General features: G+C 42.4%; 20 protein-coding genes and 1 tRNA gene. 14 read left to right on the top strand and 7 right to left on the bottom strand.

The features are described from left to right. Positions 1-39: 39 nt before the first annotated feature. Positions 40-258 carry a hypothetical protein gene (locus HMPREF1532_RS21815; RefSeq protein ID WP_005930226.1) on the bottom strand — a complete coding sequence of 73 codons (219 nt, stop codon included), beginning with the start codon at positions 256-258 and terminating at the stop codon, positions 40-42. Continuing rightward, complete coding sequence (gene feoB, locus HMPREF1532_RS12940) at positions 255-2,741, bottom strand: ferrous iron transport protein B (RefSeq protein ID WP_005930224.1); 2,487 nt, start codon at positions 2,739-2,741, stop codon at positions 255-257. Before feoB ends, HMPREF1532_RS21815 begins: the two co-directional genes overlap by 4 nt. A gap of 187 nt (positions 2,742-2,928) precedes the next feature. Between feoB and tilS the strand changes: the two genes are divergently transcribed. Further along, positions 2,929-4,212 (top strand): tRNA lysidine(34) synthetase TilS, encoded by a 1,284-nt coding sequence (gene tilS, locus HMPREF1532_RS12935; protein ID WP_005930222.1) that lies wholly within the window; start codon positions 2,929-2,931, stop codon positions 4,210-4,212. 72 nt (positions 4,213-4,284) lie between these two features. Here tilS and HMPREF1532_RS12930 read toward each other — a convergent pair whose 3' ends face one another. Continuing rightward, on the bottom strand, positions 4,285-5,121 hold the full coding sequence (locus tag HMPREF1532_RS12930; protein WP_005930219.1) for a 4Fe-4S binding protein: 837 nt from the start codon (positions 5,119-5,121) through the stop codon (positions 4,285-4,287). Between the two features lie 266 nt (positions 5,122-5,387). Here HMPREF1532_RS12930 and rho point away from each other — a divergent pair, with 266 nt between their 5' ends. The 8 genes from rho (at position 5,388) to HMPREF1532_RS12890 (ending at position 16,817) form a co-directional block, all read left to right on the top strand. Next, positions 5,388-7,463: a transcription termination factor Rho gene (gene rho, locus HMPREF1532_RS12925; protein WP_005930215.1), complete on the top strand. Its 2,076-nt coding sequence runs from the start codon at positions 5,388-5,390 to the stop codon at positions 7,461-7,463. A gap of 235 nt (positions 7,464-7,698) precedes the next feature. Then, the gene (locus HMPREF1532_RS12920; protein WP_044094577.1) at positions 7,699-9,522 is read left to right on the top strand and encodes an ATP-binding protein; all 1,824 of its coding nucleotides are present in this window, start codon (positions 7,699-7,701) and stop codon (positions 9,520-9,522) included. Next, complete coding sequence (locus HMPREF1532_RS12915) at positions 9,519-11,483, top strand: tetratricopeptide repeat-containing sensor histidine kinase (protein WP_005930210.1); 1,965 nt, start codon at positions 9,519-9,521, stop codon at positions 11,481-11,483. Before HMPREF1532_RS12920 ends, HMPREF1532_RS12915 begins: the two co-directional genes overlap by 4 nt. A gap of 40 nt (positions 11,484-11,523) precedes the next feature. After that, positions 11,524-12,846 carry an MATE family efflux transporter gene (locus HMPREF1532_RS12910; protein WP_005930206.1) on the top strand — a complete coding sequence of 441 codons (1,323 nt, stop codon included), beginning with the start codon at positions 11,524-11,526 and terminating at the stop codon, positions 12,844-12,846. A 50-nt stretch (positions 12,847-12,896) separates the two neighbouring features. After that, positions 12,897-14,219 (top strand): signal recognition particle protein, encoded by a 1,323-nt coding sequence (gene ffh / locus HMPREF1532_RS12905; protein WP_005930203.1) that lies wholly within the window; start codon positions 12,897-12,899, stop codon positions 14,217-14,219. 425 nt (positions 14,220-14,644) lie between these two features. Continuing rightward, positions 14,645-15,526 (top strand): bifunctional methylenetetrahydrofolate dehydrogenase/methenyltetrahydrofolate cyclohydrolase FolD, encoded by an 882-nt coding sequence (gene folD / locus HMPREF1532_RS12900; RefSeq protein ID WP_005930201.1) that lies wholly within the window; start codon positions 14,645-14,647, stop codon positions 15,524-15,526. After that, entirely contained in the window at positions 15,523-16,668 is a 1,146-nt protein-coding gene (locus HMPREF1532_RS12895) for a CapA family protein (protein ID WP_005930198.1), read from the top strand. Before folD ends, HMPREF1532_RS12895 begins: the two co-directional genes overlap by 4 nt. Positions 16,669-16,741: 73 nt before the next feature. Then, positions 16,742-16,817: transfer RNA gene (locus HMPREF1532_RS12890), tRNA-His, on the top strand. A 112-nt stretch (positions 16,818-16,929) separates the two neighbouring features. On the opposite strand, the gene HMPREF1532_RS12885 is transcribed toward HMPREF1532_RS12890, so the two are convergent. Further along, positions 16,930-17,781, bottom strand: a complete 852-nt coding sequence (locus HMPREF1532_RS12885) for a sensor histidine kinase (protein WP_005930194.1) — start codon at positions 17,779-17,781, stop codon at positions 16,930-16,932. Positions 17,782-18,071: 290 nt separating this feature from the next. Here HMPREF1532_RS12885 and HMPREF1532_RS12880 point away from each other — a divergent pair, with 290 nt between their 5' ends. Continuing rightward, positions 18,072-18,482, top strand: a complete 411-nt coding sequence (locus tag HMPREF1532_RS12880) for an A1S_2505 family phage non-structural protein (RefSeq protein ID WP_005930188.1) — start codon at positions 18,072-18,074, stop codon at positions 18,480-18,482. On the opposite strand, the gene HMPREF1532_RS12875 is transcribed toward HMPREF1532_RS12880, so the two are convergent. Further along, on the bottom strand, positions 18,474-20,330 hold the full coding sequence (locus HMPREF1532_RS12875; RefSeq protein ID WP_005930184.1) for a DNA polymerase III subunit gamma/tau: 1,857 nt from the start codon (positions 20,328-20,330) through the stop codon (positions 18,474-18,476). The two genes, HMPREF1532_RS12880 and HMPREF1532_RS12875, sit on opposite strands and share 9 nt — an antisense overlap. A 148-nt stretch (positions 20,331-20,478) precedes the next feature. On the opposite strand from HMPREF1532_RS12875, the gene HMPREF1532_RS12870 reads away from it, so the two are divergent. The 4 genes from HMPREF1532_RS12870 (at position 20,479) to HMPREF1532_RS12855 (ending at position 24,216) form a co-directional block, all read left to right on the top strand. Continuing rightward, complete coding sequence (locus HMPREF1532_RS12870; protein WP_005930181.1) at positions 20,479-20,778, top strand: FtsB family cell division protein; 300 nt, start codon at positions 20,479-20,481, stop codon at positions 20,776-20,778. Beyond that, positions 20,779-21,114, top strand: a complete 336-nt coding sequence (locus HMPREF1532_RS12865) for a hypothetical protein (protein ID WP_005930178.1) — start codon at positions 20,779-20,781, stop codon at positions 21,112-21,114. Between the two features lie 472 nt (positions 21,115-21,586). Then, positions 21,587-22,075 carry a T9SS type A sorting domain-containing protein gene (locus HMPREF1532_RS12860; RefSeq protein WP_005930175.1) on the top strand — a complete coding sequence of 163 codons (489 nt, stop codon included), beginning with the start codon at positions 21,587-21,589 and terminating at the stop codon, positions 22,073-22,075. Continuing rightward, a complete protein-coding gene (locus HMPREF1532_RS12855) occupies positions 22,072-24,216 on the top strand; it encodes a carbohydrate-binding domain-containing protein (protein WP_005930173.1) in 2,145 nt (714 codons plus the stop codon). The genes HMPREF1532_RS12860 and HMPREF1532_RS12855 overlap by 4 nt, the downstream gene beginning before the upstream one ends. Positions 24,217-24,295: 79 nt before the next feature. Here HMPREF1532_RS12855 and HMPREF1532_RS12850 read toward each other — a convergent pair whose 3' ends face one another. Beyond that, complete coding sequence (locus tag HMPREF1532_RS12850) at positions 24,296-24,907, bottom strand: OmpH/Skp family outer membrane protein (protein WP_005930170.1); 612 nt, start codon at positions 24,905-24,907, stop codon at positions 24,296-24,298. A 28-nt stretch (positions 24,908-24,935) separates the two neighbouring features. After that, on the bottom strand, positions 24,936-25,169 hold the full coding sequence (locus tag HMPREF1532_RS12845) for a hypothetical protein (protein WP_005930166.1): 234 nt from the start codon (positions 25,167-25,169) through the stop codon (positions 24,936-24,938). Positions 25,170-25,216 lie beyond the last annotated feature (47 nt).

Below are 25,216 nucleotides of genomic sequence, written 5' to 3'. Positions count from 1 at the left end.
TGCGGTTGCAAAGGTAGTATAAATTTTCAAACTACCAAACTATCCACAGCAATTTTTCTTTGGATGTTTTTTAGTGACTTTGCACTCTTGTTGCTTCTTATCGAGCTGACGCTTTAATTCACAGCCACTTGCGCAACTTGCACAAGGATTTTCATTATTTTTCGTACTGCGAAAAAAATTATAAATCCCATATACCATACGAGCCACGCATAACACTATTAGTAAAGCAACGACCCATTCCTGCCAATCCCAGGTCATAAAAACAATCCTCCTATCTGATAAACAGCAAAAGTCAATACCCATGCCAATACAGTGGTATACCCCGCCGTGAAAAATGCCCATTTCCAACTTCCCGACTCCTGTTTTATAGCTGCAAATGTAGCAATACATGGAAAATATATCAACACAAACAACATATAACAGAAAGCGACAAACGGAGTTATCGGAATCCGCTCTCCTAAAGTGGTATCATCCACATTAGCATCATTTGTATAAAGCACACCGAGCGTACTAACCACCAATTCTTTCGCACCAACTCCGGAAATCAGACCAATGCCCAACTTCCAATCAAATCCCATAGGTTCGATTATCGGCTCGATTGCTTTTCCGATCTGCCCTATATAAGAGCTCTCTTGCTGTTCGGCAACCGTCTCATAAGCATCATGATTGGGATAATACCCCAAGAACCAGATAATGACAGATGCAATCATTATAATTCCTCCCATCTTACGAAGATACTGTTCACCTTTATCCCACGTATGACGGAAAATAGCTTTCATTGTAGGCATACGATAAGGCGGCAGTTCCATCACAAACGGAGTATCATCACCCTTAACCAAAAACTTGCTGAACAAACGAGCCAACAGCACTGCCAGCAAAATACCGATACAGTAAATAGAAAACAATACCAATCCTGCATTGTTCGGGAAGAAAGCGCCTACCAACAACAAATAAATCGGAAGACGGGCGCTACAGGACATCAACGGATTGACAAGCATCGTTACAAGACGGCTTTTCCTGTTTTCTATGGTACGGGAAGCCATGATAGCGGGAACATTACATCCGAATCCCATAATAAGAGGAATAAACGATTTGCCGTGAAGTCCCATCTTATGCATTATTTTATCCATGATAAAAGCTGCACGAGCCATATATCCGGAATCTTCCATAAGGGAAATAAAGAAATAAAGGATCAAGATGTTAGGCAAAAAGACGATCACCCCGCCTACTCCACCAATAATGCCATCTATCAACATATCTTTCAACGGCCCCTCGCCCATATGATTATTGATCAGACTCCCTAACGCCTCTACCAACCATTCAATTCCCATCATCGGATACTCCCCAAGCACAAAAGTACCTTCAAACATGATATACATGAAAAGGAAAAAGATGGGATATCCCCACACACGATGTGTCACGATGGCATCAAGGACCTTCGTCATCTGCGCCTTCTCCTGATGATTATCAATAAATGTCTCTTTTAATGCACCACTAATAAAACCATATTTTGCATCGGTAATAGCAGATTCGCTATCTTCATTCAATGCAACCATGATACGTTTCGCTGCCTTATCGCGTATCCGGATAATTTCTTCCGAATTGGGCAACGTACGAATAATACGTTCAACATCAGGATCGTTTTCTAAAAGTTTTATCGCAAGAAAACGAGTGGAATATTTAGAGCGGATGGCTTCATTTTTCGAGATTTCTTCTTTTACCGCATCAATGGCTTTCTCCAAATCAGGGCCATGGTTGATGTGAATATGACGGAACACGCGTTCCCCCGATTTATGAGGATGAACATAATCTTCCAAATGTTCTTCGTGATGAGTTTCGTCTACGTGGGTACGATGCCAGTCTTGCAGTTCTTTTGCAACTTCCGGATTTATATTTCCATTTTTATCAAAGAAATCACCCCCTTCATAAAGATTGATGATAACATGGAACAGATGGTCGATACCTAAATTCTTTTTACAAACAGTAGGAACCATAGGCACGCCGAAAAGTCTGCTCAGCAATCGATAATCGAGAGTATTGCCACTGGACTCAAGTTCGTCATACATATTAAGGGCAATAACCATGCGGACGTTCATATCGATAAGCTGAGTCGTAAGATAGAGATTACGCTCCAGATTGGAAGAATCCACAACGTTAATGATCACATCCGGAGTTTCATCAATGATATGCCGGCGCACATAAATTTCTTCGGGTGTATAGGCCGAAAGAGAGTAAGTACCGGGGAGATCGACTATCTTAAAATGATAACCTTCAAAGTCAAAATATCCTTCTTTAGCATCGACAGTCACTCCGCTATAATTACCCACATGCTCGTGAGCACCGGATGCGAGATTAAACAAAGAAGTCTTTCCACAATTCGGATTACCAACCAAAGCTACATTAATAGTTCTTCTCTTCCCAAGTGCCAACCGCTTCAACTCTTCCTCACCCGGATAAACATTTTCGCTTATGCCTTGATGATAGTCCTGATGCTGATGCACCTGTTCTGCCGCTTCTTGTTCACTGATGATTTCTATCATGTCGGCCTCCTGCCGGCGAAGCGAAATCTCATAACCTAATACTTTGTATTTAATGGGGTCTTTAAGGGGGGCGTTGAGTAATACTTCTACGGTCTTACCTTTGATAAAACCCATCTCGACAATACGCTTACGGAAGCCTCCGTGGCCGAGTACCTTAACAATAACACCCTTCTCTCCTGTTCTTAATTCGGACAAACGCATACTTTGTTCTATTAATTTTCTGCAAAGATAACGGATAAGTTTCTACGATACAAATTATTTAGAATGTTTTTAAATAGAGATACTTTTCACACGAAACGACACGCCAAATGTTACAACAATCAGACCGGTTTAATTTTATTATTCGAATCATTTTATAAATTATTTATAATATGTTTATCTTTGCAACATGATACGTAAAAAGGTTGCACAATATATTGATAACGAGCATTTATTTTCTTCAAATGCCCACATTATCGTAGCATTGAGCGGTGGTGCCGATTCGGTGGCATTGTTACACATTCTTCATACATTGGGATATAATTGCGAAGCCGCACACTGCAACTTCCATCTACGGAAGGAAGAATCAGACAGGGATGAACGGTTCGTTCGGGATTTATGTGCGACAATGAAAATACCCTTGCATATTGTGCATTTCGAGACAGAACAATATGCAACCGAGAATAAAATATCGATTGAAATGGCAGCGCGTGAATTGCGCTATCGCTGGTTTGCAGAGATAAAAAAACAGACAAATGCCGATGTCATCGCCGTGGCTCACCATCAAGATGACAGCGTAGAGACGGTATTGCTTAATCTTATACGTGGGACAGGAATAAACGGATTATTGGGAATACGGCCTAAAAACGGAGATATCGCGCGGCCGCTTTTATGTATCGACCGAAAAGAAATTATTGATTACCTGCAAAGCACCGGTCAGCAATACGTGACGGACAGTACAAATCTGCAAGACGAATACACCCGCAACAAAATACGTCTGAACCTGTTGCCACTTATGCAGGAAATTAATCCGGCAGCAAAAGAACATATTATCGATACCAGTAATTATCTGAACGATGTAGTGCGTATATATAATAAAGGTATAGATGAAGGGAAACAACGGATAATGGAAAAAGGCAATATCCGTATCACTGCATTGCTAAACGAACCCGCCCCGGAAACACTGCTATTCGAAATACTCTATCCGTTGGGATTCAACCCGGCACAAACTAAAAACATTCTGACTGCATTAAATAAACAAGCAGGCAAACAATTTATAAGCAAAGAAGGTTGGAGAATAACGAAAGACAGAGAATATCTGCTGATAGACAAAAAGGAAGAAAAAGAATACCCTCCTTTCAAACTAATCAGAGAAGAAAGAGAATACACAAGGGATTTTATTATTTCCCGCGACAAACACATTGCCTACTTTGATGCTGACAAATTAGTCGAAAAACTCAGCTTAAGAAAATGGCAGACGGGAGATACCTTTATCCCTTTTGGAATGAAAGGAAAGAAAAAAGTAAGCGACTACCTGACAGACAGAAAATTCTCCGTCATCCGGAAAGAACAACAATGGATTCTATGCTGCGGGGACAAAATAGCTTGGGTAATAGGAGAACGGACCGACAATCGTTTTCGAATAGACGGGAACACAAAAAGAGTAATCATCCTAAAGATTAACGAGGAATAATGTGCCAATTCCTCTTCCGCTTGCTTTCCGTTATTCGGTTTCAGCGTGCGAAAGAAGATTTTTATTGATAGACTATAAGATTGTTTTCGGATCTTTCTGCCGGGTAAAACACTGCGAAAGCAACACAGCAAACGGAGTATCATACACTCTCGCCTGTTGCGTACATGATTTAACACAAGCACAACACTTAATACACTTTTCTACATCCGTTTGTGTTTCATTACCTTTCAATATGGCGCCTGTCGGACAATGACGTACACATGCACCACAATGCGTACAAAGACTTTCGTCTTCCAACCACGGTGTACGCGGCAAAGGCACACCGCTCTTACGTAGTTTTATCACCTTACGCAAAAAGCGAAATAACGGAAAAAAAGGTTGTCGCGGCCGGGGAATAGCCCGGACATCAATCGGATAAAGAGTTTCCAGGCTGGAAGCTGCTTCTACTTTGGCTTTCAATTTCTTGCCGAATTCCACTGCTAATTCCAAATCATTAGAGTCAGGACGCCCTGCCGCAATCGGATATTTCGCACTGCTATAAGAGTGTTCACCTATAAAAGTCGCCCCGGCAATTACCTTAAATCCATTCAGCAAAACAAAGGCATCCAGTTCCGTCAAAGCTTTCTCATAAGCACGATTACCATAAACCACCACCAATGCTATCGGAGTATCGTTACCCCGGATACTTTCCAGACGCTCCATTGCCAACGGAGCTACATGTCCGCCATATACAGGAACTACCACAACAGCCAATGCAGAAGTCGGAAGCTCCATTTCTTCAACCGGTTTTAAGGTTAAATCGGTCGTTGAAAAATTAGTTATTCCTATTCCGTGAACAATTGCTTCACCTACTTGTTTAGATGTGTGGGTAGGCGAAAAATAAATAAGATGAGCTTCAGTAACTATCATAATGTTCAATTTTAAGTAACAAAGATACACTTTTAAATGAAAAAAATGATGATTTATTTATGAAACCAGAATTATTTATTATCTTTGCGCCGTTGAAACACTCTGCTATTTCTCACCAGAGGGAAACAACCAGATATCCAATTCAACAGAAATATCCCAGATTCATAATTTAAAGCATATGTTCACATGACCAGTGACAAGTGAAGTCCTGTTGTGTTGTTCATATTTCAGCTGAACAGAAAAATATTAATAACTTACTATACTGTATGTATAACATTATCCAATTGAACGACAAAGATTTGTCGGAACTACAAACTATTGCCCACGAACTGGGTATAAAAAAGACAGACTCACTAAAAAAAGAAGAACTTGTTTACAAAATCCTTGATGAACAAGCTATCGCCGGCGCTACTAAGAAAGTTGCGGCAGATAAATTGAAAGAGGAAAGAAACGAAGACAAGAAAAAACGGTCACGCGTAGCAGTGAAGAAAGAAAACAAAGTATTTTCTGCTACCAAAAACGGTGAGATAACCAAGGCAGAAACAACTGCACCGGCTCCGGCAACTAAAGCACAAGCACAAGAAGCCGCTACTGTAAAACAAGAAACCGCTACTCCCGCAACAGAGACTCCTGCAGCCGCTCCGAAAAAGAAAGTAGGACGTCCACGCAAAAATCCAGTAGTAAACAAACCGGTAGAAGAACAGCCTGCCGCTAAAGAAGAAAAAGAAGTGGTGGTAACGGAAACCAAGAAAGCGGAAGAAGAAAAGAAAACGGAAGCGAAACCGGCTTCCAAACCAATCTCTAAGCCTGCTTCTAAACCGATTTCCAAACCGATTATCAAGCCCAAAGCTCCGGCCGTTGTTGATGAAGAAAGTAAAATCCTGTCGGAAAGCTCTGATGACGACTTCATTCCTATAGAAGATCTTCCATCTGAAAAAGTAGAATTACCAACTGAATTATTCGGTAAATTCGAATCGACCAAGGCTGAAACAATCACCCTTCCTGCCCCTGAACAAGCGCAAAACCAACCGCGCCCCCGTGTTATACGTCCACGTGACAATAATAATAACAGCAATAATAACGCTAACAATAATAATAACGCTCCAAGAAATAACAACAATCCCCGTCTGCCTATGCAAAGACCTGCGCAACAACAAAATGCAGGTGAAAATGTACCGGCACCGGAACGTAAAGTCATAGAGCGTGAAAAGCCTTATGAATTCGATGACATCCTGACCGGTACAGGCGTATTGGAAATCATGCAGGATGGTTATGGATTCCTACGTTCTTCGGACTATAATTACCTTTCATCTCCGGATGATATTTATGTATCCCAATCACAAATCAAGCTATTTGGTCTGAAAACAGGAGATGTAGTAGAAGGTGTAATTCGTCCGCCCAAAGAAGGCGAAAAATATTTTCCATTAGTAAAGGTATCGAAAATAGACGGACGTGATGCAGCATTTGTACGCGACCGCGTTCCTTTCGATCACCTGACTCCCCTTTTCCCGGACGAAAAGTTCAGACTTTGCAAAGGGGGATATTCCGATTCTATGTCTGCACGTGTAGTAGACCTGTTTTCTCCGATCGGTAAAGGCCAACGTGCACTGATCGTAGCACAGCCTAAAACAGGTAAGACATTACTTATGAAGGATATTGCCAACGCAATCGCCGCCAACCATCCGGAAGTATACATGATAATGTTGCTTATCGATGAGCGCCCGGAAGAAGTAACGGACATGGCACGTAGCGTAAACGCAGAAGTTATTGCATCGACTTTCGACGAACCTGCAGAGCGCCACGTAAAAATTGCAGGCATCGTACTTGAAAAAGCCAAAAGACTGGTAGAGTGCGGACACGATGTTGTCATCTTCTTAGACTCCATCACTCGCCTTGCACGCGCTTACAATACTGTTTCACCGGCATCCGGAAAAGTACTTTCGGGTGGTGTGGATGCCAATGCACTGCATAAACCCAAACGTTTCTTCGGTGCGGCCCGTAATATCGAAAACGGAGGTTCGCTGACCATTATCGCAACCGCATTGATCGATACCGGTTCGAAAATGGATGAGGTTATCTTTGAAGAATTTAAAGGTACCGGTAATATGGAACTTCAACTCGACCGTAACTTATCTAACAAACGTATCTTCCCGGCTGTTAATATTGTGGCTTCAAGTACACGTCGTGATGATTTGCTGCTTGATAAGACTACACTCGACCGTATGTGGATATTACGTAAGTATCTGGCGGACATGAACCCGATAGAAGCGATGGATTTCGTAAAAGACCGTCTTGAAAAGACTAAAGACAATGACGAATTCCTGATGAGCATGAATAGCTAAAAGATGATTATCATAACTTCAGAGCAGACACGGATAAACACCGGAAAAAACATACCCCCGGATATCCCAATCATAAAGACACCGGAGTACGGAATACCGTCAATAGAAAATAAATAAATAAATAAAAAGAGCGGAGATTTATAAAATCTTCGCTCTTTTTATTTATTTTTGCAGCAATACATCACAAACAGTATACCAGGTAGTGAGAAGTCATATCTATTACTATATATTAGGAATGCTGGCCGGACTTCTATGTTCCCTGCCGGCATATCCTGTTGATAACACTTCCAAATACCTGGAAAAGTTACAGATTCTTATCGATCATAACCTGCCTTATGATAGGGAAATGTCTTCCGACAGTATTATTTTATTGGAAAAAGAACTCGAACCGAAATTGGAAGCCGACAAACGATATGATCTTCTTTTTTATCTGAAGCAACTGGTAGCAAGAGCATATGCGAATCGTGGCGATATTACCGTAGCTGTAGATAAAGCCCACATCATGTATCAAAAGGCCAAAGAGATGGAATATGACAAAGGGATAGCTCTTTCACTCCGCGCCATAGGCGATGTTTACCTGGCATCCAACATACAGCAACAAGCCATCGACTCATACGAAGAAGCCATACGGATATTGGATAAATCAGATGATGAGGATTTGATAAAAATACATATCCTGCCTAATCTTATCTTAAGTCTGCTTAAAATAGAAAAAATCGACGAAGCCCATGCATATCTAAAGCAACTCGAAAGCCTATTCGACAAGTTTCCAACATCATCCAATCTGTTTTATACCTCCATATGCCGTGCATATTATCTGATAATGACCCATCAGCCCGACAAAGCCCAAGCATACCTCACCGAAGCAACACGTGCAAATGCAGAAAACAATTTCTTTCATATGAACTTTATGCTGGATTACATGCATGCCAGCTATTACGAACTGACAGAACAATATGACCGGGCATTGGAGCAATACGGTAAAATCATCAGCGAACTCCGTCCGTCTTATGCCCCGTATCAACACGTACAACTGAATATCCAATGCGCACGGCTTCTGGCGAAACAAGGGCAAACCGACAAAGCTTGTTTTATCTATCAGAGGACAAGTGCATTACAAGACTCATTGGACAACCTCAGCTATGTCCGCCAAATTAATGAATTACGTACCATTTACCAAATAGACCAACTGGAAATTAAAAACCAGCAAGAACGTAACAGAACAATCTTATGGGGAATTCTTGCAGTACTCTCCATGTTAGGCCTCATCCTCCTCCTCATTTTCCTTATTAAAAAAGGGAACAAACGACTATTCCTGTCAAAAGAGAAATTGGAAAAAGCCCAGCAATATGCAGAGAACTCAACAAGAACCAAAAGTCTCTTTCTATCGAACATGAGCCATGAAATACGCACTCCCCTGAACGCTCTTTCGGGTTTCTCCGCCATTCTCACGGATGACTCCATCGACAATGACACACGCCAGCAATGCAACGAGATTATACAACAAAACTCAGAACTTCTCCTTAAACTTATCAATGACGTTATCGACCTTTCAAGTGTAGATGTAGGAAAACTGACATTCAATTTGAAAGAAAGCGATGCAGTGGTCATCTGCCGTAACGTGGTAGAAACTGTAGAGAAAGTGAAACAGACACAAGCCGAAGTACGTTTTGTTACCACATTAGAGTCACTTCCTCTTGTAACAGACGACTCCCGTTTGCAGCAACTGCTCATCAATTTACTTATCAACGCCACCAAATTCACGACAGAGGGTGTTATCACTCTCGAGGTCGAGAAAGAATCGGATACGGTCGCGCTCTTTTCCGTCACCGACACCGGCTGCGGTATCCCGTTGGAAAAACAAAAGCAGATATTCAACCGCTTTGAAAAATTAAATGAAGGTGCACAGGGCACAGGATTGGGACTTTCCATCTGCCAACTTATCATCGAACAAGTCGGTGGCCGGATATGGATAGATCATGAATATACCGAGGGGGCCCGTTTTATGTTCACCCACCCCATAATCCCGGTAGTCAACAGAAAGGAGAATACCCAATGAAACAATTGATATTTACCCTTATTCTGAGTTGCCATTTTTTAACAGGTATGCCTACGGCTACTCCATCCTCGGCAAAAAGAGACAGTCTGGAAAGACTGCTGACAAGCATGCCGCACGACTCTGCACGCCTGCAAATGATACAGGATATCACGCGGATGGAGCAAACCAATCCCAACTGTATCCGCTACTCGGATATGCTGTTGCAAGAAGCTATCGCACAGAATAATCCCAAATATGCCGGAACCGCCCTTTATTTCCAGATTATCTATTACTACAACCAGAACGAACTGGACAGCGTAATACAAAAGATCGAAAAGATGGAGCCTTTTGTCCGCGAAGGCAATCTGTGGGATTATTATTTCGACGCACAAAGATGCCAGATAGATCTTTATTCTTATAGAGAGCAGATCGAATTTGCCATCAATAAATCACTCGAGATGTACCAAAAGGCACAGGAAGCCAACAATGTGCGCGGATTAATCGGTGCCAAACAATGTCTGGCAAATGCTTACATGGGTACCGGACGTTGGGAAGAAGGGAAAAAAGCATTGGAAGAGGCCCATATGCTACTCCCCAAACTGGATAACGTAATTGTACACAACTCCGTACTTTGCCAACTCATTTCACTCAGTAAAGCCAAAGATGACTTTGAAAACCTGAAGAAATATCTCGATGAACAGAAAAGTATCCTTGAAGACTACATAAGAAAGAATCCCACCATGGAAGAGGCTTTTCAGGATCCGTTGATCTTCAATGAACTCTATTATGCTTATTATTATTTAGAGATGAATCAGCCTCACCCTGCTTTTGAACATTTACAAAAAGGAGCCAAGTATCTCACACCACATACCTATTTTATGTATCGCGTGCTCTATTACGATGCATACGCTTTGTACTACCGGCGCTGTAAAGAGTATGACAAGGCCCTTAGCCAGTTGGATTCCACAATCGTCTTATTACAGGAAGCGTTCAGTTCCGACTACGTCAACCAATTGTCTGCCAAAGCGGACATACTCGTGGAAGCCGGCCGCAGCCAGGAAGCGCTGCCCATCTATGAAAAGGTACTGCAAATGAAAGACTCACTGGTCACCGAGCTTTCCGACAAACAAATGAAACTGATACAAAGCAACTATCACATCAATAAAATAGCCCTCGAAGAGGAACAATTGAAAAACAAAATACAACTTATTGTACTTATCGTTATCGGCACGACATTAATCGTATTGGTATTTTTCATGTTACGCATCTTCCGAGTACGTAAAGCCCTGAAAATAGCAGAAAGTGAAACCCGCAAAGCTACCCGGATAGCCGAAAAAGCCAATGAGACTAAGAATCATTTCCTTGCCAACATGAGCTATAATATTCGCATTCCACTGAACGGAGTCGTAGGATTTTCCCAACTGATAGCATCAGAACCGAATATGGACGAGGACACAAGAAAAGAATTCTCTGCCATCATCCAGAAAAATACCGAAGAATTGATGCAACTGGTTAATGACGTACTGGACTTGTCGCGTCTGGAAGCCAACATGATGAAGTTCCAAATACAGGAATATGATGCTGTGGCACTCTGTAATGACGCTATCTATATGGCCCGCATGCGCAATGAAGAAACCATAGAAATATATTTCGATACCCATATCGAGACGCAACCCATCACAACCGATACCGGAAGGCTCATTCAAGCATTGGTCAGCACTCTGACTTATCCGCAGAAAAACACGGCACACAGAGAAATCACTTTCACTCTGACTCGTGACGACTCCGGCAAACAGATATGTTTCCGCATCAGCAACAGCCCACTGGCCGATCCGGAATTCAATTCCCAGGAAGTAAGCATACGTCATGATATCAATCGCCTTTTGTTGCAGCATTTCGGAGGCAGCTACAACATAACGGCCGATGAACAGGAACGACCTGTCATTAATTTTACTTATCCTCTCGATATCATATCCGAATAAAAGAGCTATCTTTGCAAATTGCAAACCTAAACGCCGATTTATGTATACCAACAAACAGATTTGGAGTGTCAGCTACCCGATACTCCTCAGTTTATTAGCACAAAATGTCATTAATGTCACTGATACGGCCTTTCTCGGAAGAGTCGGAGAAGTAGCCCTCGGAGGCTCTGCGATGGGCGGGCTTTTCTATATATGCGTCTTCACGATCGCTTTCGGATTTAGTACCGGTTCACAAATCGTCATTGCCCGCCGCAATGGAGAAGGACGCTATGCGGACGTGGGTCCCGTAATGATGCAGGGCGTTATGTTCCTGTTGGTCATGGCCCTGTTACTGTTTGGCTTCACCAAAGCTTTCGGAAGCAACATCATGCGCATGCTGGTATCCTCCGAATCGATATTCGATGCCACGATGGAGTTTCTGGACTGGCGCACCTACGGTTTCTTCTTCTCATTTGTCAATGTAATGTTCCGCGCATTATACATCGGCATTACCCGTACCAAAGTGCTAACGATTAATGCCATTGTCATGGCCATTGTCAACGTGATCCTGGATTACGCCATGATATTCGGACACTTCGGATTTCCGGAAATGGGCATCAAGGGAGCCGCTATCGCTTCTGTGATAGCCGAAGCCAGTTCCATCCTGTTTTTCCTTATTTACACGTACATTACTGTCGATCTGAAAAAATACGGCTTGAACCGGTTCCGTTCCTTCGATCCCCAGTTGCTGATGCGCATACTCAGCATCTCATGCTTCACCATGTTACAGTACTTCCTGTCAATGGCTACGTGGTTCGTATTCTTCATTGCCGTAGAGAGGTTAGGACAACGCGAACTTGCCATTGCCAATATCGTACGTAGCATCTATATCGTGATGCTGATTCCGGTCAATGCACTGGCCACGACAACCAACAGTCTGGTAAGTAATGCAATCGGTGCAGGCGGCATACAACACGTCATGACGCTCATCAATAAGATAGCCCGTTTTTCATTCTTCATTATGCTGGCACTGGTTATTGTCACTGCAATATTTCCGCAGGCAATGCTTTCGATCTATACCAACGAAGCCGCACTGATAACGGAGTCTGTCCCTTCAGTGTACGTCATCTGCTGTGCCATGCTGATCGCTTCGGTTGCCAATGTCGTATTCAACGGAATATCGGGAACAGGCAATACACAAGCCGCCCTCCTGCTGGAAACCATTACGATCCTCATCTACGGTTCGTATATAATCTTTATCGGAATGTGGCTGAAAGCGCCTATCGAATGGTGTTTTACCATTGAGATAGTGTATTATACATTATTGTTCATAACAAGCTATATTTATCTCAAAAAAGCAAAATGGCAGAATAAAAAGATATAAATACAAGAGATTTTAGTACATTTGCACCCTAATTCGTAATTAATATAACCATGTTCGATAATTTAAGCGAGAGACTGGAGAGGTCGTTTAAGATTTTGAAAGGTGAAGGTAAGATCACCGAAATCAATGTAGCAGAAACACTGAAAGACGTACGCAAAGCCTTGTTGGACGCCGACGTTAACTATAAAGTGGCAAAAACCTTTACTGACACGGTAAAAGAAAAGGCATTAGGACAGAACGTTCTTACCGCCGTAAAACCGAGTCAGTTGATGGTGAAAATCGTTCACGACGAACTGACCCAATTGATGGGTGGAGAAACCGTTGAAATCGACACCAAAGGCCAACCTGCCATTATCCTGATGTCCGGTCTGCAGGGTTCGGGTAAAACTACTTTCTCCGGGAAACTGGCCCGGATGCTCAAAACAAAGAAAAACCGTAAACCGTTACTCGTAGCCTGTGACGTATATCGTCCCGCTGCCATCGAACAGCTCCGCGTACTGGCCGAACAGATCGATGTTCCGATGTATTCCGAACCGGATAGCAAGAATCCTGTGGAGATTGCCCAGAACGCTATCAAAGAGGCCAAGGCCAAAGGTTATGATCTCGTCATCGTCGATACAGCCGGACGTCTGGCCGTAGACGAAGAAATGATGAAAGAGATTGCAGCGATCAAAGAAGCCATCCAGCCGAATGAAATTCTCTTTGTAGTCGACTCCATGACCGGACAGGATGCTGTAAATACAGCCAAAGAGTTCAACGACCGTCTCGACTTCAACGGTGTAGTGCTGACTAAACTCGACGGTGATACCCGTGGCGGTGCAGCCCTTTCTATCCGTTCGGTTGTAAATAAACCTATCAAATTCGTAGGAACAGGTGAAAAGTTAGATGCTATCGACCAGTTCCATCCGGCACGTATGGCAGACCGTATCCTCGGTATGGGTGATATCGTTTCGCTGGTAGAACGCGCCCAGGAACAATACGATGAAGAAGAAGCCAAACGTTTACAGAAAAAGATTGCCAAGAATCAATTTGACTTCAACGACTTCCTCAGCCAGATTGCACAGATCAAGAAGATGGGTAACCTTAAGGAACTCGCATCCATGATTCCGGGTGTAGGCAAAGCCATCAAAGATATCGATATCGACGATAACGCATTCAAAAGCATTGAAGCCATTATCTACTCCATGACACCGGAAGAACGTTCCAATCCCGAAATACTTAATGGCTCACGCCGCACACGTATTGCCAAAGGTAGCGGAACGACTATTCAGGAAGTAAATCGCCTGCTGAAACAATTCGACCAGACCCGTAAGATGATGAAGATGGTAACAGGCAGCAAGATGGGTAAGATGATGCCTAAAATGAAACGCTGATAATTTCCGGCTAAAAGCTTGATTATTGCATTCTGATTTCGTATCTTTACAGACGTAATCATAAAGTATATTCAGTTAAAACACCTATAAAGGAGAGAGCTTCGGCTTTCTCCTTTTCTTTTTTAAATCACTTGCCAAAGGCTCCGGGATGGGTGCTTACGGCACTTCCGAACAATACTTATACAAAATAACAAGGCATGTCACGGTACATAACAAGTAATGTCACGATGCATTTCATTATTAGTTGCGATACAAATGTAACCGGATTACAATGCGGCACACATTTTCTTGCGAAGCGCCGGCTATTTTGTTAAGAATACGTAAATCAGCTCTTGACAAAAACAAGCTCCTTTCTTTCTTTTCCTTTGACTTGGAGAGTTCGGCAAATTATTCTACTTTTGCCCATCACCAAAATACTATTGAACATGACCCTTATAGATGGAAAAGCCATTTCCGAACAAGTAAAGCAAGAAATTGCCGATGAAGTGGCAGAAATTGTGGCTAATGGAGGTAAACGTCCCCACTTGGCCGCTATCCTTGTAGGACACGACGGAGGTAGCGAAACATACGTAGCTGCAAAAGTAAAAGCCTGTGAAGTATGCGGTTTCAAATCGTCCCTTATCCGTTATGAAAGCGATGTGACCGAAGACGAACTGCTGGCCAAAGTACGCGAACTTAACGAAGATACCGACGTGGACGGCTTTATCGTACAGCTCCCGTTGCCCAAGCACATCTCCGAACAGAAAGTAATCGAAACCATCGACTATCGCAAAGACGTAGACGGTTTCCATCCCATTAACGTAGGACGCATGTCTATCGGACTGCCCTGTTACGTATCTGCCACTCCGAACGGCATACTCGAACTGCTGAAGCGTTATAAAATCGAAACATCGGGTAAAAAGTGCGTAGTATTGGGACGCAGTAACATTGTCGGTAAACCGATGGCTGCCCTCATGATGCAGAAAGCCTACCCGGGAGACGCAACAGTCACCGTTTGCCATAGCCGCTCACGTGACCTGGTAAAAGAATGTCAGGAAGCCGATATCATTATCGCTGCCTTAGGACAGCCTAATTTCGTGAAAGCCGATATGGTGAAAGAAGGTGCGGTTATTATCGATGTAGGTACCACCCGCGTACCCGACGCCAGCAAAAAATCCGGTTTCAAACTGACGGGCGACGTAAAGTTTGATGAGGTTGCTCCCAAGTGTTCATACATCACCCCCGTGCCGGGAGGTGTAGGCCCTATGACCATTGTTTCGTTGATGAAGAACACGCTGTTGGCCGGTAAAAAAGCCATTTATAAATGAGATATTTCTCATTCATAATTCTCTTACTTCTCTCCTTTTCCTGCACATCTGTGTCGCAGGAAAAGGGAGATACAGTCAAGGCTGTTTCAGATACGATCATATCCAATGCGGATGACAGCCTTCTTCCCCACCGCATCACACTCCTTTTTGCCGGTGACCTGATGCAACACCAAGGACAAATCAATGCCGCCCGTACTCCTGCCGGATACGATTACTCCGATTGTTTCAAATTCGTCAAAGAAGAAATCAGCCGGGCGGATATTGCCATCGCCAATCTGGAAGTAACCCTCGGCGGAAAACCATATCGTGGCTATCCTGCTTTCAGTGCACCGGACGAATATCTTTCCGCCATCCGTGAAGCGGGTTTCAACGTATTGATAACAGCCAACAACCATTGCCTGGATCGGGGTAAAAAAGGTCTGGAACGAACCATTCTCATGCTCGACTCCCTCCGCATCCCATATGCAGGTACATACACCAATGCTGAAACACGCGAACAGCGATATCCGCTCATGATAGAAAAGAACGGTTTCCGCATCGTACTTCTCAACTATACGTATGGTACAAACGGTCTCAAAGCAACTTCTCCCAACATTGTGAATTACATTGACAAAGAGACGATGGCACTGGACATCCGGAAAGCGAAAGCACTCCAACCCGATGTTCTCATTGCCTGTATACATTGGGGTGAAGAATACCAATCGCTCCCTAACCGGGAACAGACCTCTCTCGCAGACTGGTTATTGCAGCAAGGTGTAACTCATATCATCGGTTCTCATCCCCATGTAGTACAGCCAATGGAACTTCGCACGGACAGCACGGCAGGTAGCCAACATGCGGTAGTCTATTCTTTAGGAAATTTCATTTCCAATATGTCTGCCCGCCGGACAGACGGAGGAATTTTGTTTAAATTAGAACTTGAAAAGGACAGCATTACCCGCGTCACCAATTGCGAATACGGTTTAGTATGGACTTCTCGGCCGGTATTATCGCGAAAGAAGAATTACATATTATATCCGATCAATTATCCGACAGACTCACTATCCGTTACAGAACGTAACCACTTGAAAATCTTTACTAAGGATACCCGCTCCCTATTCAACAAACATAATAAGGGAATAAAAGAGTACATTTTTTATTAAAAAAAGTCCTTCTAATATTTGCAGATTAAAAGATTATATCTATCTTTGCACCGCGTTAGAGAAACGCAAACATGGTGGATGTAGTTCAGTTGGTTAGAGCGTCAGATTGTGGTTCTGAATGTCGCCGGTTCGAGTCCGGTCTTCCACCCAAAGAGAATCCTTGATAATCATGATTATTGAGGATTTCTTCGTTTAAAGAGGTTCGTTTTCAAGTGCCACATTGGGGATCAAGGAGACCCCAAATAGTCGGACACATCATATTCAAATCCCTGCACAGCATATTAATGATACACCAAAATAACCATTTTCTTCATTAATCCTCAAATTATATCTGCCGGCATATAAAAAATCCAACCGCCGTTTTACTGTACTGAGTCCGATGCCGGTAGAAGAATCTTTATTCATACGTTTCAACGGATCATAAAGATTCGATGCCGTAAACAGTATCTCCGAACTTTGAATTTGAAAGTGAAAACAAATAGCCTCTTTTGCCTTCTTGTCCGTACAATGCTTGAATGCATTTTCTATAAAAGGAATAAACAACATAGGAGCGATACATATATCACCGGCTTCACCCTCCAATACATAAGATACTAATTCCGGATTATCATATTGCAATCGTTGCAAAGCAAGGTAGTTTTTAATATAATCCAGTTCTTGCCTGAAATATACTTCGGGAACATTCGTCTCATAAATCATATAACGCATCATATCAGACATCTGTACCAAAGATTTGGAAGCTTTCTCAGGATCTGAACGTATCAAGCTATCGATATTATTTAAGGCATTAAATAAAAAGTGCGGATTTAACTGATTCTTTAGAAGTTTAAGTTCACTTTGAAGATTCTGTTTTTCTAATTCTTTTTGTCTCCGTACTTTACGAAACCAATCATAAGACATATACAATAAAACCCCTAAAGCAAGCGAACGCAAATTAGAACATAACATCCAGAATACCAATCCCCAATTCTTACTTAGCAGATAGATATAAAGAATAATGGCTCCAATATAAAGAATGAATCCCCAGCATCCCCATTTCTTATTTTTAGTATACAAATGAGAAAAGAGATAAGAACAAAACAACGAAAGAATAGTGAGGACAGGGATAGCCATCCCTCAAGTAGCCATGACGCCTATAGGAAAAGATCTGGCACTCACGACAGATCTCCAGGAAAGCATTCCGGCAAAAAGAAGATAAAGACCAATAGGAACAATAAATCCTACATTCCGAGTTTTAAATTGCATTTTCTGCTTTTCCATAAATCTTTTATTTTAGTGAAACATATCACAAAAGTCCGCCAATTCTCTCTATAACAGAAATAAATTGAACGAACGACCGGAATGCATTCACAAAATTAATAAAAGAATCACTATCTTTACGGGCAACTAAGAATTATTGAATCATGAATACACGCATCACCCCCAATCACATCACAGAATTAAAGCCTAATGAGATATTCGTATTCGGCAGCAACCTGCAAGGCTATCATGGTGGAGGTGCCGCCCGTCTGGCTATGAACCAATGGGGAGCCGTCTGGGGGCAAGGCACGGGTCTTCAAGGACAGACGTATGCCATCCCTACCATGCAAGGCGGCATCGGAACGATTCGCCCCTACATAGACCAATTCATAAAATTTGCTCAAAACGATCCGGAAAAAACATTCCTCGTCACTGAGATAGGATGTGGAATAGCAGGATTCCGTCCTGCCGATATTGCACCATTGTTCAAAAACGCAATAAACATACCCAATATCTGGTTGCCACAAAGATTCTGGGAGATATTACAGAAAGAAGAAGTGCAAGATTTAATATAACTCTAACCCGAACTCGTCTTTCAACTGTAACAATGCCTCATTTTTCTTTGCCATCATCTGGAATTTCTCTACCCTGCTGAAGGCACGTACGTTCTCGGCAGGTGCACTGACACGGACCGTCATCTTCACCTTCCTGTTCTTCAAACGACTGCGAAGATAGTTTTGTACATTAGGAATCATAGAAGTAAAGTCCTTTGCCACAATCTCATTATCCACTACTACCTCAAAAGTTATATCATCATTAAGTAGCGTCAGACGAATATTCTGCATACGCATCGCAAGCGCTTTATGCTCGATAGGAAGCTGGCCGGCATACTCCTGCCAATAGTAATTCAAATCTTTTTCATTGAAGATATAATCTTCTTCGGGCTGAGACTGAACCTGAGACGATGCTTGAGGCGTAGTCGTCCTCTGCGAAACAGCTTCTTTCTGAGGATGCTTAATAGAAACCCCCAAACCGGCCTTATTCATTACCGGAATTTTCTTCTCTTCCTTCACCGGCACCTTCAATCCGGAAGCAGGTATATCTGCTGATGATGGAATAACCGGAGAAGTCCCAGCCACAGGAACAGATTGGACAGACGCCGGTTGTTGCAGTTGCTGCTGTTGTTGCTGAACCGGAGTAACGACAGCAGAAACCGGTTGAGTTTGCGACGTAGTAGGAACAGTCTGTGACTGCTGAGCAGCAACAGATTGCGTAAATATGGGTTTTATAGCTTGCTTAGGGCGACGCCCATCACCCACGTCATCCCCCTCGGTGGTAAGCTGGGCAACCTGTATCAAGGCCAGTTCCACCAGCAAACGCTTATTTTTGCTGGCACGGTAATTCATATCACAATCATTACAGAGCTTCATAGCCCGATACAGAAAAGGCAACGGGCACTTCTGTGCCTGTTCCTGATAACGCTGCCGGATGCTGGCTCCTACTTCAAGCAATGCCAAAGTAGCAGCATCTTTACTGACAAGCAAATCACGGAAATGAGAAGAAAGTCCCGTAATGAAATGACTACCGTCAAAACCTTTGTTCAGCACATCATTGAACAACAACAGGGCGTCACTCACCTTATTCTCAAGAAAGCAGTCCGTCAACCGGAAATAATATTCATAATCCAACACATTGAGATTCTCAATCACGCTCTTATACGTAATGTGTCCACCGGTAAAGCTTACCACTTGATCGAAGATGGAAAGTGCATCACGCATACCGCCATCCGCTTTCAACGCAATGACATTCAGCGCTTCGGGTTCTGCTGTGATATTCTCTTTAGAAGCCACATAAGCCAGATGCTGCACCGTGTCTTCCACACTGATACGGTTAAAATCATAAATCTGGCAACGCGACAAAATAGTAGGAAGAATCTTATGCTTCTCCGTCGTCGCCAAAATAAAAATAGCATGACGGGGAGGTTCCTCCAATGTTTTCAAAAAAGCATTGAAAGCAGAGGCCGACAACATATGTACCTCATCGATAATATACACCTTATACTTACCGATCTGTGGCGGAATCCGCACTTGCTCTACCAATTGGCGGATATCATCTACCGAATTATTGGACGCGGCATCCAATTCATGAATGTTATAGGAACGCTGTTCATTGAAAGCCACACAAGACTCACATGCATTACAAGCCTCTCCATCCTCAGTAGGAGTCATACAGTTGATAGTCTTGGCAAAGATACGTGCACACGTGGTTTTTCCTACTCCACGAGGCCCGCAAAACAGATAGGCATGCGCCAGTTTTTGCGTGGCAATGGCATTCTTCAGTGTCGTAGTCAATGCCCGTTGGCCCACCACCGACTCAAAGGTAGACGGACGATATTTACGGGCAGATACAATATAGTTTTCCATACGTCGGGATCTCTCTGTTTTTTGAGTTTCTGCAAATGTACGCAAAAAAAGTAATAAGTAATAAGTGATGAGTGAGAAGTTTTAGCCGGGAAGTGGCAAGTTTTAAGTTATAAGTTTTATCTTTGCATACGGAATTAAAGGAGAAATTATGAGCAATTTACTAACAATCTGGGAGTTTATCGGTAAACACAAATATCTCATCACTGTGTTGGCTTTTGCAGCCATCATCGGTTTTCTGGACGAAAACAGCGCCATCCGGCGTATCGGATATACACGTGAAATCAGTCGGTTGCAAAGCGAAATCGAAAAATACCGTGCCGACTACGAAGAAAACACAAAGAAACTCAACGAGCTAAGCAGTAATCCTGATGCCATCGAGCAAATAGCACGTGAAAAGTATCTGATGAAGAAACCCAATGAAGATATTTACGTATTTGAAAATAAATAAATGAAACAACTCGTACCCGCACTTTTTGCCGTAGGCGCTCTTATGGCTCTTGTAGGAGCAGCAGTATTCATCACCGGATGGATTTATGCACCTTATATATATACCATCGGAGCTGGCTTTGTAGCTCTTGCCCAAATCAATACTCCGGTAAAGGGGAAAAGCAAAACATTGAAACGCTTGCGCATCCAGCAAATATTCGGCGCCGTCGCATTAGTGCTGACCGGAGCTTTCATGTTCTCTACCCGGGGAAATGAATGGATCGCCTGTCTTACCATCGCTGCCATTCTGGAACTTTACACGGCTTTTCGCATTCCACAAGAAGAAGCCAAGCTATAATAAAAGTTTTCTCATCATTTTTTTATTTACCTGGGAGCCTGCTTAAATTTTACTCAGTATTATTTTGAGAGGAAAATTCAAACAGACCCTTCTATGTTCGATATAAAAATTTACCCCGGTTTCCCCTCTTTCCAAGATCTCATTACTACCACAAGGAAATCCTCTAATCATAAATATTAAGTATTTCTGTAAACACCTCAAAATCTCAGTATTGGCAGATAAAAAAGACCTGTTGATTGATTTTAATTGTTATTTAATATAAAAATACTCAATTTCGATTAAAACTTAGAGCCGATTTAAATTTTGCTCAGCATTCTTTTAAGAATCATTATTTAAGGATATTTTTCTGTTTTCAGAGGAGGATAACGGGCTATCTGACGAGTGAAAACAAGGAAACAGGCCGAAAATAAACTCAAAAACTGATAAAACTTTTAGAGGAAAATTTAGACAAGTTCTTAATACGCTAAAAAATATGAATCGAATCAGAGTATTACCATCAATCATTCTCGGATGGCTATTTATGATAAATGTATATCATATACAAGCACAAGAGAATTTAATCATCAATCTGAATGATGGCACGGAACAGACTTTCCGTCTATCCGAGATCAGGAAACTGGCTTTTCAGAATGGCTCACTATGGCTGAACCGGCTGAACGGAGAGGAAAGCTCCTTTCACTATTCAGAAGTACGGACAATTACTTTCAGTAACGAAACCACAGGCATCAGTAATTCTCTTACCGGAGAACAGAATGTTTACATCTTTGTAGATCCATCCACAAAAAATGTACAGATCAGAAACATAGCAAAAGGTACTACCGCAGTTGTTTACGGGCTGGATGGAATGAAAATTTTTCAAGATCAAGTCAGCGAAACCGGCTATTTGGATACAGACCGTTTGGTTCCCGGAATTTATCTGCTGAAAATAGACCACCATGTATTCAAATTCAGACGACCATGAAACGGATTATTTTATTATCAGGAATTTGTGCGTTGTGTATACAAAGTATACTGGCGCAAGAAAAGATGTTTGTACATCGCTCAGACAAAATAACCCAAGGAGTTCTCCTGTCAGTTCTCGACAGTATGACATTTGTAAATGAAGCCGTACTTTTACACTTGCACGATCAAGATGCCCCTACGTATTCCATGACCGAAATAGATAGTCTGAGTTTCGGAGACAATTCTCTGCAAATAAAAATCCTCTATTCCGATACCGGAATAGAGATTGTTAATCCATTGGCTTTCGAAGGTGTTTCAATTTCCGTAGATGACGGAAATGTTATCATAACATCCACCATCTCCGAGGAAGTAGAATACATACTTACCGGAACTATTTCCAATGGAATGTTTAAGATTTATAGCGATAAAAAATTTATATTGACACTGAACGGAGTAAATATAACGAATGCAGACGGCCCGGCCATCAATATCCAATCGGGTAAAAAGGTCACAGTCAATTTGACGGAAGGTACGATAAACACATTAACAGACGGAAAGAAGTATGCCGACTCCGGTTCAGAAGACATGAAAGGATGCTTCTTCAGTGAGGGTCAACTGATTTTCAATGGAGAAGGTGCTCTATATGTACAGGGTAATAAAAAGCATGGCATTTGCAGTGATGATTATTTATTAGTAAATTCCGGAAACATAACAATTACCGGAGCCGCTTCCGATGGGATTCATGCCAACGATTACATCCGTATCGACGGAGGTTCGGTAACAGTAACCTCCGATAGTGACGGACTCGACGGAGACGAAGGATACATTGAAATCAACGGAGGAAAAGTTCAAATAACTTCTACTTCCGACGATGTAAAAGGCATTAAATGCGACGGCACTTTCACCATGAACGGAGGTGAAATTCATATGTCGGTATCCGGTAACCAATCCAAAGGGATCAAAACCAAAAACGATCTCCGGATTAATGACGGAACAATACATATCCAGACTACCGGTTCGGTAGCAGTTGTTGATAACGATCCTTCCTATTGTACAGGTATCAAATGTGACCAAACGGTTTATATAGCAGGAGGCAACATCATTATCACAAGTACCGGAACAGCAGGAAAAGGAATATCGACAGACGGTGACCTGGTTATTTCAGGCGGCGATGTCCAAATCACAACCTCCGGTAACGGAGGAACGTATACGAATACCAACAGTATACTCGATTCTTATTCGGCCACTTGTATGAAAAGCAACGGTAACATACATATCACAAACGGCACAGTTACAATGAAGAGTACAGGTAGTGCAGGTAAGGGAATTTCGGCCGACGGTGAAATTGTTTTCGGTGCAGTAAATGCCGAAGGCCCCGTTGTTGACGCCACTACAACCGGAGCTAAATTCCTGGTTTCCGGACATGGAGAAAACGCAGATTATGCCAACCCGAAAGCAATAAAATGTATCGGAGACCTTACATCCCATTCGGGCACATTTACAATCCGCTGTACACAAGACGGAGGAGAAGGCATGGAAAGTAAAGATGTCCTAACCATTAATGGTGGAATTTACGACATAGAAACTTATGACGACGCTATTAATGCAGCCAATCAAGTAGTGATAAACGGCGGATATATCTATTGTTATTCATCCGGCAATGACGGTATCGACTCTAATGGCACTCTGACCGTAACCGGTGGTATTGTGATCGCATCCGGCACAAACAGTCCGGAAGAGGGATTCGATTGTGACAGGAATACATTCTCTATCACAGGAGGAGTGCTAATAGGTACGGGTGGCTCGAGTAGCACTCCTACTTCATCGGCTTGTAGTCAACGTTCCGTGTTATATAGTGCATCATCAGCAACATCCGGCAATCTGATCAACATACAAGATGCAAACGGTACGAATGTGTTTACGTATAAATTGCCGCGTTCTTATCAGACAATGACTCTATTATTCAGCAGTGCCGACCTGAAAGCCAATACCAATTACATGATCTATACAGGAGGCAGCATCTCCGGTGGAGAAGATTTCCATGGCTACTACACAGGAGCCGTGTACACTCCCGGAACGAAAACAACCACTTTCACCACCAGCTCAATGGTAACGACAATTGGTAGCAGTGGCGGTGGCGGCGGCAGGCCCGGACATTAATTCCGAATCCGCGAATATAAAAAAGGGGCATAAATGCAGTTGATGCATTTATGCCCCTTTTTCTATAAATATCTTAAAATTATTTTTTAGCAGCAGAAGTATATCTTGCATTCAAGCCATCGATAATCTCTTGCGTGATATTGAATGAACTATCGGCATAAAGCAAGTTATCAAAACCGGTATTACTAAGAATCAAATTGTAACCTTTCGTCTTGTTATACTCTTTCAGAAAAACATTGATAGAGTCACGCAACTGCAAACTGTTCTTCTGTGTTTCGGCAGCCAACTCATTAGTCAATTTATTCTGTAATGCCTGCAAATCCTGTTGCATCTTCATCAAACGGTTATATTCCTGCTGAGCTCTCTCCGGAGAAATAAACGCATTGTTTTCGTATTTCTTCTGGAATTCTTTCTGATCCTTGTCAAGAGTAGCAGCCTTCTGATTCAGTGTCAAACGAATATTCTCTTCTTTCTTCATCATAGCCTCATTCAGATCAATGCAGAAGTTGTATTTGGAAAGCAGCGTATCCACTTCCACATAAGCGATCTTTAAATCACCGGATACAGTATTAGCTGTTGCTTCTCCGGCAGATGTCGTAGTTTTTGTATCAGCTTTACCAGCGCATTGTGAAAACAAAACGATAAGCGCAAGAGCAGCCAAACCGTTAATGAGGCAATTTATTCTCTTCATAACTTGTAAAAATATAGTTTTTAATTAATTAGTTCATACTATCATTCAAAGCCTTTTCAAGGGCATCAATAGAAAAGCGGGATTTCTTCTGTGCTTCACGGTCCTGAGACTGTGCACAACTAATCCCCCTATCTCTTAAAGCTTTATTGCCGCTCACATGTCCGTTAGGAAATTTTCCACCTTTCACAAAAAAGACCTTGATACCTAATAATAAGATACAAATAGTAACTATTAACAAAGTAAACAGTATTGTATTGAGCATTTCTATTAATTTTGTGGGTGCAAATATAGACTTTTGTATGGACTCAA

It is taken from the genome of Bacteroides salyersiae WAL 10018 = DSM 18765 = JCM 12988, assembly GCF_000381365.1.
GTDB lineage: Bacteria > Bacteroidota > Bacteroidia > Bacteroidales > Bacteroidaceae > Bacteroides > Bacteroides salyersiae.
Note: the sequence above shows the minus strand (reverse complement) of the source record. Positions and strands in the feature narration are given on the sequence as shown.